Source organism: Brevundimonas sp., from assembly GCF_019636155.1.
GTDB lineage: Bacteria > Pseudomonadota > Alphaproteobacteria > Caulobacterales > Caulobacteraceae > Brevundimonas.
In genome coordinates this window covers 1-10,040 of record NZ_JAHBYB010000025.1, presented here as the reverse complement: position 1 = coordinate 10,040, position 10,040 = coordinate 1, and the positions used below count along the sequence as shown (strand labels likewise).

The window sequence follows — 10,040 nt, the reverse complement described above, 5'->3', positions numbered from 1 at the left end:
CGCCCGCCCAGGCGCCGGGCCAGAGCCGCCGCCAGAAACAGGCCCAGGCCGCGCCCCGCCCCCTTGGTCGACTGATAGGGCCGACCCACGGCGGCCAGTGTATCCGGCGCGAAGCCCGGTCCATCGTCGGCGACGCGGATTTCCAGCCCGTCGGCCGTGATCCCGCCCGAAAGATACACGGCCCCTGGAGAGACCTCGGCGGCGTTTTCCAGAAGGCTGGCGATCACCTGAGGCAGGGCCGGTTCGGCCACCACGGCGGCGCCGTCCAGGCCGCCGCCGTCATGGATCAGGGGAATCGCGGGATGGACGGCGCGCCAGTTCGCCGCGACCGCGCCCAGAAGGTCATCCGCCTCGATAAGCGCCAGCTCCTCGCCCCGCGGATTGCCGACCGAATGCAGAATGTCCCCGACGATGGTCTTGCAGCGGCCGACCTCGCGCTGCATCTCCGCCAGCTCGCCAGCCAGTTCGGGGTCACGGGCCAGGCGCGGCATCCGACTCCAGTCGTTGAGGACCACCGAAAGGGAGGACAGCGGCGTGCCCAGTTCGTGGGCGGCGCCCGAGGCCAGCAGCCCCATGCGGACGATCCCCTCCTCTTCCGCCGCGCGCTGCGACAGTTCGGCCAGATAGGCGTCGCGCGCCCGCAGGTTGTGGATCACCCGCTCGACGAAGACGACCAGCAGCCCCCCGGTCATGACGAAGCCGAGCCAGGCGCCGAACGCCTGCAGCCGCGGAACCGCGCCGCTCAGATGCGGCGGATAGGTCAGGGGAACGCTATCGATGGACAATCCGACGAAGGCCGCGGCCATGGCCACGCCCAGGATCGCCACCAGCGGCGGCTCCAGCAAGATGGCGCCCAGAACCAGCTGCAGCAGAAACAGGGAGATGAAGGGGTTGGCCGCACCGCCGCTGAAATACAGCTGGATCGCCAGGGCGGCGACGTCCAGCAGCAGGGCCGCCAGGATCGCCTCCTGCCCGATGGGCCGGCTGTAGCTGATCCGCCGCACCACGGGATTGACGACGGCCAGGACGGCGACGACCGCCAGCATGGGCGCCATGGGCAGGGGCAGGCCCAGGCCGAAATGCACCGCCAATATGGTCAGCAGCTGACCGCCCACCGCGATCCAGCGCAGCTGAACCAGCAGCCGCATGTTGCGCGCCGCTACCGCATGCGGGGCGACGGCCGCGCGCACGCCGGGGCGGGCGCGGGTCAGGGCGAGAATAGGCCGGTCCATCTGTCCAGGCGTCCAAGAAGCTCTCCCGTCGCCTACCGCGAGCACGCCCCATCGCGCAAACGGGCCAAGCAGTCCGGCGTCGGCTTCAGGATGGCGATCTCGCATCAAGCTCCGGGCGATGCAGCCTCTCGCCCTTCATCAGGATGACGCCGTGCGCCGAGGCCACGCCCAGTTCCAGGCTCTCGGCGATGCGGTGGGCGCGTTCGATGAAATGGTCGGCGGCGCGGGGCGGGCACAGGTCGCGAGCGGTCTCCTCGAACAGGCGCAGCCAGCGGTCGAAATGACGCCCGTCGACCGGCAGGGGCAGGTGTTTGGGCATGGGCCGCCCATGGTATCGGCCGCTCATCAGGGCGACCGAAGACCAGAACTCGCACATCCGCTCCAGATGCGGGGTCCAGTCGTCGACATGGGCCTCGAACACCGGGCCCAACAGGTCGTCCCGGCGCACCCGGTCGTAGAACCCGTGCACCAGGTCATGGATCATCGTCTCGTCGATGCCGGTCTCGGCCTGGATGGCCGAGACGATGTCGGCGCGTCGCGAATCCGTCATTGCGGTCCTCCTTCCACCAGGCGATTGGAACGCGGTCCCTTGCGCCAGACGATCACCGCCCCGGCCAGGCACAGGGCGCACAGCCCCATCCATGTCAGGGCGTACTCCAGGTGGCTGTTGCGGAACCGCACGACGGTCAGGCCGCCGACGGGATAGCCGCCCGGGTTGGGCGTGGCGTCGGCGTCGATGAAGAAGGGCGCGACCGGCCCGTCCAGGTCGCGCGCCCTGGCGATGGCGCGAACATCTCGCGAATACCATCGTCCAGCGTCGGGGGCGTTGGCTCTCAGGAAGGCGCCGCCCGGCTCGCTGGTGCGCAACAGGCCGGTGACGCGCACCCTGCCCTCGATCTGGCCCTGGGGCCGTTCGGCGGGCGATTTGCGATCGGCGGGCGCGAACCCGCGGTTGACCAGGATCACGCCTTCGGAGGTGCGCAGCGGCGTCATGATCCACCAGCCGGGTCCTGCCTCGGTCACGGCCTGAACGGGCGTTTCGCGGTCGTGCAGGAAGACGCCCTGGACGACCACCCGGCGATAGGCGTCCGCCGGGGTCCAGTCGGCCCAGGCCGGGGGCGGCGCCGGCGCGGCCTGAAGCCGCGCCTCGACCGTGCGGATCAGTTCGTGCTTCCACCCCAGGCGCTCGAACTGCCAGACGCCCAGGGCGCCGAACCCGACAGCCAGCGCCAGGCACAGGCCCAGGAAAAGCGGGCGGATCAGATCGCCGGGGCGCCCGCCGGCGCGACCGGGACCGGCGGCGGGGCCATCGGCATCATGTTGCCGTGCAGATGATACATGATCCATAGCGAACCCAGGATGACGATCACCACCATGATCCCGGTGAAGACCAGGGCCAACAGGGTCCATCCCCCTTCGGACCGGGTGTTCACATGCAGGAAGAAGATGGTGTGAACGATGATCTGGGCGATGGCGAACAGGGTGACCAGTATGCCCGTCATCGTCGGCGCCAGCGTGCCGGACATGACCAGCCAGAACGGAATGGCCGTCAGCACCACCGACAGCAGGAAGCCGACCACATAGTCGCGGGGCTTGATGCGGGCCTCGCCGGCGTCGTGCGCGCTCATTGTATGGCCCCCAGCAGATAGACGAAGGTGAAGACCCCGATCCAGACGACGTCCAGCAGGTGCCAGAACATGCCCAGGCACATCAGGCGGCGCTGGTTGTCGGCGATCAGGCCACGGCGGGCCACCTGGACCAGCATGACGCCGATCCAGAGAATGCCCGCGGTCACGTGCAGGCCGTGGGTGCCCACCAGGGTGAAGAAGGCCGACAGGAAGGCGCTGCGCTGCGGCCCCGCCCCATGGGCGATCATGTGCGAGAATTCGTAGAGTTCGACCGCGATGAAGGCCATGCCGAACAGGGCGGTGACCACCAGCCACAGCTGGACCCCCGCCTTGCGCCCCGCCTGCATCGCCATCATGGCCATGCCGTAGGTGATCGAGGACACCAGCAGGAAGCCGGTGTTCAGGGCGATCAGCGGCAGGTCGAACAGCTCCCGCTGCGTCGGCCCGCCGGCATAGGCGGTGGCCAGCACCCCGTAGGTCGCGAACAGGGTCGCGAAGATCAGGGCGTCGGTCATCAGGTAGATCCAGAAGCCGAGCATGGTCGGGCTGGCCGCATGGGCGTGCCCGTGATCGTGGCCCTGTTCCTCGACCAGATAGAAGGTCGGCGTCTCCGCCGTCACCTTGCGCGCCGCGCTCATGCCCGGGCCTCCAGCGTCCGCCGGGCTTCCTCGTCGCGGGCCGCCTCTTCGGCCGGGACATAGTAGGCGCGGTCATAGTTGAACGTATGGGCGATCCCATAGCCCAGCATGGCCACAAAGCTGAGCGCCGCCAGCCACCAGATGTACCAGATCATGGCGAAGCCCAGGATCAGGGCCAGGGCCGACAGGATCACCCCCGCCCCGGTGTTGCGCGGCATGTGGATCGGGGCGAAGCCCTTGGCCGGGCGCTGATGGCCGCGATCCTTCATGTCGTACCAGGCGTCCAGGTCATGGACGACCGGGGTGAAGGCGAAGTTGTAGGCCGGCGGCGGCGAGGCGGTGGACCATTCCAGGGTCCGGCCGTCCCACGGGTCGCCCGTGGTGTCGCGCAGCCTGTCGCGGTTCCTGATGCTGACGGCGATCTGGATGACGAAGGCCAGGATGCCGACCAGGATGATCAGGGCGCCGATGCCGGCGACGATGAACCAGGGCTGCAGGGTCGGATCCTCGAACAGGCGGACCCGGCGCGTCGTGCCCATCAGGCCGACGATATAGATCGGCGTCCAGGCAACCCAGTAACCGATCACCCAGCCCCAGAAGCTGACCCAGCCCCAGAAGCCGTCCAGCTTGAACCCGAAGGCCTTGGGGAACCAGTAGGTCATGCCGGCGAACAGGCCGAACACGACCCCGCCGATGATGACGTTGTGGAAGTGGGCCACCAGGAACAGCGAGTTGTGCAGGACGAAGTCCGCCGGCGGAACGGCCAGCAGCACCCCCGTCATCCCCCCGACCACGAAGGTGATCATGAAGGCGATGACCCAGGCCATCGGCAGCTCGAACCGGATGCGGCCCCGATACATGGTGAAGAGCCAGTTGAAGATCTTCGCCCCGGTCGGGATCGAGATCACCATGGTGGCGATGCCGAAGAAGCTGTTGACGCTGGCGCCCGAGCCCATGGTGAAGAAGTGGTGCAGCCACACCAGGTAGCTGAGGATGGTGATGACCACCGTGGCGTAGACCATCGACGAATAGCCGAACAGCCGCTTGCCCGAGAAGGTCGAGGTGATCTCGGAATAGATGCCGAACACCGGCAGGACCAGGACATAGACCTCCGGGTGACCCCAGATCCAGACCAGGTTCCAGTACATCATGGCGTTGCCGCCAAGATCGTTGGTGAAGAAGTTGGTCCCGATATAGCGGTCCAGCATCAAGAGGGCGAAGGCCGCGGTCAGCACCGGGAAGATGGCCAGGGCCAGGACGTTGCTGCACAGGGCCGTCCAGGTGAAGACGGGCATCTTCATCAGGGTCATGCCCGGCGCGCGCATCTTCAGGATGGTGGCGACCATATTGACCGAGGACAGGGTGGTGCCCACCCCGGCGATCTGCAGCGCCCATAGATAGTAGTCCGGCCCCACGCCGGGACTGTTCTCCGCATTGGCGACGGGGACGTAGTTCAGCCAGCCGGCGGTCGAGAACTCGCCGATGAACAGGGACGCCATCACCAGCAGGGCGCCGGCCACCGTCAGCCAGAAGCTGAGGCTGTTCAGGAAGGGAAAGGCCACGTCCCGCGCCCCGATCTGCAGCGGCATGACGTAGTTCACCAGTCCGACGATCAGGGGGATGGCCACGAAGAAGATCATGATCGTCCCGTGGGCGGTGAAGATCTGATCATAGTGGTGGGCGTTCAGGTAGCCCTCGGCGCCGCCGAAGGCCATGGCCTGCTGCAACCGCATCATCAAGGCGTCGGCGAAGCCGCGCAGCAGCATGATGATGCCCAGGATCATATACATGATCCCGATCTTCTTGTGATCGACCGTGGTCAGCCATTCGCGCCACAGCCAGCCCCACAGCCTGAAGCGGGTGACCAGACCCAGGACGGCCACGCCCAGAACGGCGACGACGGCGAAGGTGCCGACCAGGATCGGTTCGTGGATCGGCAGGGACTCCAGGCTCAGGCGGCCGAAGATCGGGCTGAAGGCGGGATTGGGATCGGACATGGGGTTTCCTTCAGCCTAGCCGTGCGCGGTCCGGCCGGTCACCGGCGCCGTGTGCGACGAGGGGGCCGGGTCCTGGGCAGGCCCCTGGGGACCACGCTCGCCGGACCGGGCCTGTTCGGCGGCGGCCTGGTCCTTGTGGTGCATCTGGTCGGCGATACAGGTCGTGCCCGGCGCCACGCAGCGGTTCACGACCCGTTCGAACAGCCCATGCGGCGTCGCGCTGTACAGGGTCACCGGGTGACGCTCCGTCGGCTTCTCCAGCGCCAGATAGTCGGCGGTGGTCAGCACCGTGCCCGTGGCCTGGGTCTGGCGAACCCACTGGTCGAAGGCGGCGGGCTCCACGCCGCGCAGCCGGAACCGCATGTGCGAGAAGCCCGCGCCGCTGTAGTTGGCCGACATCCCCTCATAGTCGCCCGGCCGGTTCAGCACGGCGTGCATCTGACTGCGCATGCCGGGCATGGCGTAGATCATCCCCGCCAGGGTGGGGGCGTAGAAGGTGTTCATCATATTGGTCGAGGTGATGTCGAACCGCACCTCGCGGTCGATCGGCAGGACCAGTTCGTTGACCGTGGCGATGTTCTGATCCGGGTAGATGAACAGCCATTTCCAGTCCATCGACACGACCTGAACCACCAGGGGCGCCTCGGCCGGATTGGTCGGCCGGCCCTCCGCGATTCGGTCCAGCCGCCGGAACGGATCCAGCAGGTGAGTGCTGGACCAGGTCATGGCGCCCAGGCAGATGATGATCAGCAGGGGGATCGACCAGATCCCCAGCTCCAGCGCCGTGGAATGGTGGAATTTGGGATCGTATTTGGCCTTGCGGTTGCTGGCCCGGTATTTCCAGGCGAACACCACGACCATGATGATCACCGGCACGATGACCAGCAGCATCAGCCCGGTCGAGGCGTAGATCAGATTTCGCTGCTGCAGGGCGATGTCGCCCGCCGGATTCAGCACGGCGCGCTGGCACCCCGCCAATATCCCGCAGGATGTTAACAGGGCCAGGGCGCTGAGGCGTCTGGCGAAGGGCGGTGTTTCGCACATGACATTGGCCGATAGGCTGCGCCCGTCGAGGGCTACATTGGACATTTTGTCCAATCCCTCCTTACGGTAGATAACGGCACAGGAACAGACGACCGCCCGGCGCGGCCGATCGGGCCCATCGGGGCCGCCTCAGGAGTCTGATGATGAGCGCACCCAACGGCGCCTCGACCTCCACGCCCCTCGAACGGGATGCGCGCGTCGTCAATGCGGACGATCACGTCATCCGCCCCAGCGAGATCGCCATCGGGGTGATCATCGGCCGGACCAGCGAGTTCTTCGACTTCTTCGTCTATGCCCTGGCCTCGGTGCTGGTCTTCCCGGCCCTGGTCTTCCCCTATGTCGATCCGGTGACGGGGACGCTGTTCTCCTTCGCCCTCTTCTCCCTGGCCTTCATCGCCCGGCCGTTCGGCACTCTGCTGTTCCTCTGGATCGACCGGAACCATGGGCGGGGGACCAAGCTGACCCTGGCGCTGTTCCTTCTGGGCGGCTCGACCATGGCCATCGCCCTGTTGCCCAGCCACGAAAGCGTCGGCGCCTGGTCGGCGATCCTGCTGGCCATCTTCCGGTTCGGCCAGGGCATGGCCCTGGGCGGGGCCTGGGACGGGCTGCCGACCCTGCTGGCGCTGAACGCGCCCAAGGAGAAGCGCGGCTGGTACGCCATGATCCCCCAGCTGGGCGCGCCCCTGGGCCTGATCGTCGCCGCCGCCCTGTTCGCCTATTTCCTGATGGGCCTGTCCAGCGAGGACTTCCTGGCCTGGGGCTGGCGCTATCCCTTCTTCGTGGCCCTGGCCATCAATGTCGTGGCCCTGTTCGCGCGGCTGCGCATCGTCGCCACGCCTGAGTTCGCACGTCTGTTCGAGAGCCGAGAGCTGCAGCCGTCGCCGGCCTTCGAGACCGTGTTCAAGCACTGGCGAGCCGTGGCCCTGGGCGCCCTGGCGCCCCTGGCCAGTTTCGCCCTGTTCCACATCGTCACCGTCTTCCCCCTGTCCTGGGTCACCCTGACCGCGCGCGAGGAGCCGGTGCGCTTCCTGCTGATCGAGATGGTGGGGGCGGGCGTGGGGGTCCTGGCCATGCTGGCCTCGGGCGTTCTGGCGGACCGTGTCGGACGACGGGCGGTGCTGGCCGTCTCGGCCGTGCTGATCGGCGCCTACAGCGGCTTCGCGCCCCAGCTGCTGAACGCCGGGGCGGTGGGCGAGACCGCCTATATGATCCTCGGCTTCGTGCTTCTTGGCCTGGCCTTCGGTCAGTCGTCCGGCCTGGTCAACGACCGTTTCCCGATCGAATATCGCTATACCGGCGCCGCCATCGTGGCCAACTCGGCCTGGCTGGTGGGCGCGGGCTTCGCTCCGTTGGTGGCCCTGTTCCTGGCGCACAATTTCGGCGTCTGGGCGGTGGGCGCCTATCTGCTGTCCGGCGCCGCGGCCTCGGTCATCGCCCTGGCCATCAACCGCGAATGGGGCCGCAAGGAAGGCTGAGGCAGCCGCCCTGCGAAAGGCTCAGCCGACGGCGCCGATCGCCGCCACGATCAGGTCGTCAAACAGCGTCGGATCGCGCGGCGTCACGCCCTGGCGAACGGCGACGATCCTGTGCGACGGGACGATCAGAACCGCCTGGCCGCCCGCGCCCAGGGCGGCGACGGTGTCTTGGGGCGAATGGGGAAAGCGCCGGCCCTGCACCCGCTGCGTCGCGTCCATGCCCGGCAGGGCGTTGCTCCACCACAGCAGGCCATAGGACGGATTCAGCGTCTGGGACGCAGAGGTCAGCAACCGCACATGATCGGCGCTGATCAGGCGTTCGCCCTCCCATAGCCCCTCGTCCAGGATCAGCCGACCGAACCGGGCCAGGTCGCGCGCCGTGGCTTCGGCGCTGTAATAGTTGGTCACCGGACCGTCCGCCCCGACACCGGGGCTGGTGATCCAGGTGGTGCGCGTCATCCCCAGCGGCCCCAGCAGCCGCCGATGGGCGTAGGCCTCCACCGTGTCTCCGGTCGCACGCGCCAGGATGTGGAACAGCAGGTGATAGGCGGCGGTGTTGTAGGCCCAACGCGCGCCAGGCGGATCCCGCAGGGGCGCCGCGGCGTTGATCTCGAACTGGTCGCCCGCGACCCCGCGCAGGGCCAGGCCCGTATCGTCCAGGCCCGAGGTCATGCTCATCAGGTGACGCAGGGTGATCCCCCGCCGGTCATCCGCGCGCCATTGGAGGATGAAGTCGCAGGCCGACTGGTCGAAGCCGGTCAGGAAACCGTCCTCCAGCGCCTGGGCCAGCAGCACGGCCACGATGCTCTTGCCGACCGAGGCGATTTCGCGCGGGGTCTCGGCGTCCCAGCCGGCGGCATAGCGTTCGGCCACGACCGCGCCGTCCCGCAGGACCAGAAGACTGGTCGAACCGTCCGCAAGCGCACGGTCCAGAATCACCGACAGGGCCGCCGGTTCATCGCCGGGCCAGGCAAGGGCGGGTCCCGCCCCCGCCGCGGCGACCAGGGCGCCGGCGCCGGCCAGCAGCCGCCGGCGCGACGGCGCGCCGGGCGCGATCCTACCCACGACGGGCTGCGATGGCGCTGGTCACCTCGCGTTCCGCCTGGGTGAAGCCATAGTCGGGCACCAGTTCGCCCGAGGGGTCGGACACCTGGTCCCACTGGCCGATCAGCCGCTCGCCCGCATCGTCCCCCGCGCCGACATACTGGCCGGTCGTCAGGGTCACATAGGCCCGGGCGAAATGGCCGGCGCCGGCGCAGACGATGGCCCGGGTCGGGGCGTCGTCGACGACCAGGGCCAGAAGGGCCGGGCTGACCAGGGCCGGGTCCAGGTCGGTCAGCTGTTCCGCCGACAGCACGCCCTGGGTCATCTGGGTGGCGGCGGTCGGGGCCAGGCTGTTGACGCGGACGTTGTATTTCTCGCCCTCGATGGCCAGGGTCTGCATCAGGCCCACCAGGGCCATCTTGGCCGCGCCATAGTTGGCCTGGCCGAAATTGCCATACAGGCCCGACGACGAGGTGGTCATGACGATGCGGCCGTAGTTCTGCTGGCGCATCACCTCCCACACGGCCTTGCAGCAGATGGCCGCGCCGATCAGGTGGACGTCGACCACCAGGCGGAAGTCGGCCATCTCCATCTTGGCGAAGCTCTTGTCGCGCAGGATGCCGGCGTTGTTGATCAGGATGTCGATGCGGCCCCATTCGTCCAGCGTCCGCTGGACCATGGCCTGGACCCCGACCTCGTCGGTGACAGAGGCGGCCACGCCGATCGCCGCGCCGCCGGCGGCGACGATCTCGGCCGCGACGGCGTCGGCCGCCTCCTGGCCCAGGTCGTTGACCACCACCCGGGCGCCCTGGCGGGCCAGATAGAGGGCGTGCTGGCGGCCCAGTCCCCCGCCCGCGCCCGTCACGATGGCGACACGTCCTTCTAGCCTCATGGCTGAACTCCCGTATTTGGCTGTGATGTCAGAGGGGGCGCTTAGAGCCTGATCGTTTCAGCCGGAACCGCTTCGCGGTTCCGGCTGAAT

The 10,040-nt window shown here is 68.1% G+C and carries 10 protein-coding genes; 1 reads left to right on the top strand and 9 read right to left on the bottom strand.

Going from position 1 to position 10,040, the window contains the following annotated elements; genetic code table 11:
• From KF910_RS13865 to cyoA, 7 genes are all read right to left on the bottom strand, one after another.
• Positions 1–1,232 (bottom strand): ATP-binding protein (locus tag KF910_RS13865; protein WP_292263950.1); only part of this gene is annotated, 1,232 nt, incomplete at its 3' end.
• A gap of 85 nt (positions 1,233–1,317) precedes the next feature.
• Positions 1,318–1,782 carry a group III truncated hemoglobin gene (locus tag KF910_RS13860; RefSeq protein ID WP_292263948.1) on the bottom strand — a complete coding sequence of 155 codons (465 nt, stop codon included), beginning with the start codon at positions 1,780–1,782 and terminating at the stop codon, positions 1,318–1,320.
• Entirely contained in the window at positions 1,779–2,579 is an 801-nt protein-coding gene (locus KF910_RS13855) for an SURF1 family protein (protein ID WP_292263946.1), read from the bottom strand. The genes KF910_RS13860 and KF910_RS13855 overlap by 4 nt, the downstream gene beginning before the upstream one ends.
• Entirely contained in the window at positions 2,492–2,860 is a 369-nt protein-coding gene (gene cyoD, locus KF910_RS13850; RefSeq protein WP_292263944.1) for a cytochrome o ubiquinol oxidase subunit IV, read from the bottom strand. Before cyoD ends, KF910_RS13855 begins: the two co-directional genes overlap by 88 nt.
• Complete coding sequence (gene cyoC / locus KF910_RS13845; RefSeq protein ID WP_292263942.1) at positions 2,857–3,498, bottom strand: cytochrome o ubiquinol oxidase subunit III; 642 nt, start codon at positions 3,496–3,498, stop codon at positions 2,857–2,859. Before cyoC ends, cyoD begins: the two co-directional genes overlap by 4 nt.
• On the bottom strand, positions 3,495–5,495 hold the full coding sequence (gene cyoB / locus KF910_RS13840; RefSeq protein ID WP_292263940.1) for a cytochrome o ubiquinol oxidase subunit I: 2,001 nt from the start codon (positions 5,493–5,495) through the stop codon (positions 3,495–3,497). Before cyoB ends, cyoC begins: the two co-directional genes overlap by 4 nt.
• Positions 5,496–5,510: 15 nt before the next feature.
• Positions 5,511–6,584: a ubiquinol oxidase subunit II gene (gene cyoA, locus KF910_RS13835; protein WP_292263938.1), complete on the bottom strand. Its 1,074-nt coding sequence runs from the start codon at positions 6,582–6,584 to the stop codon at positions 5,511–5,513.
• Positions 6,585–6,682: 98 nt separating this feature from the next.
• Here cyoA and KF910_RS13830 point away from each other — a divergent pair, with 98 nt between their 5' ends.
• Complete coding sequence (locus tag KF910_RS13830; protein ID WP_292263936.1) at positions 6,683–8,014, top strand: MFS transporter; 1,332 nt, start codon at positions 6,683–6,685, stop codon at positions 8,012–8,014.
• Between the two features lie 21 nt (positions 8,015–8,035).
• Here the strand turns inward: KF910_RS13830 and KF910_RS13825 are convergent, their stop codons facing one another.
• Both KF910_RS13825 and KF910_RS13820 read right to left on the bottom strand, forming a co-directional pair.
• Positions 8,036–9,079 (bottom strand): serine hydrolase domain-containing protein, encoded by a 1,044-nt coding sequence (locus KF910_RS13825; protein ID WP_292263934.1) that lies wholly within the window; start codon positions 9,077–9,079, stop codon positions 8,036–8,038.
• Positions 9,072–9,950, bottom strand: a complete 879-nt coding sequence (locus tag KF910_RS13820; protein WP_292263931.1) for an SDR family NAD(P)-dependent oxidoreductase — start codon at positions 9,948–9,950, stop codon at positions 9,072–9,074. Before KF910_RS13820 ends, KF910_RS13825 begins: the two co-directional genes overlap by 8 nt.
• Positions 9,951–10,040: the final 90 nt, after the last annotated feature.

Bases quoted from the DNA above. Each gene is read 5' to 3' on its own strand.
- cyoD (WP_292263944.1), bottom strand. From the start codon at position 2,860: ATGAGCGCGCACGACGCCGGCGAGGCCCGCATCAAGCCCCGCGACTAT.
- KF910_RS13860 (WP_292263948.1), bottom strand. From the start codon at position 1,782: ATGACGGATTCGCGACGCGCCGACATCGTCTCGGCCATCCAGGCCGAG.
- KF910_RS13855 (WP_292263946.1), bottom strand. From the start codon at position 2,579: ATGGATCATGTATCATCTGCACGGCAACATGATGCCGATGGCCCCGCC.
- cyoB (WP_292263940.1), bottom strand. From the start codon at position 5,495: ATGTCCGATCCCAATCCCGCCTTCAGCCCGATCTTCGGCCGCCTGAGC.
- cyoA (WP_292263938.1), bottom strand. From the start codon at position 6,584: ATGTCCAATGTAGCCCTCGACGGGCGCAGCCTATCGGCCAATGTCATG.
- KF910_RS13830 (WP_292263936.1), top strand. From the start codon at position 6,683: ATGAGCGCACCCAACGGCGCCTCGACCTCCACGCCCCTCGAACGGGAT.
- cyoC (WP_292263942.1), bottom strand. From the start codon at position 3,498: ATGAGCGCGGCGCGCAAGGTGACGGCGGAGACGCCGACCTTCTATCTG.
- KF910_RS13820 (WP_292263931.1), bottom strand. From the start codon at position 9,950: ATGAGGCTAGAAGGACGTGTCGCCATCGTGACGGGCGCGGGCGGGGGA.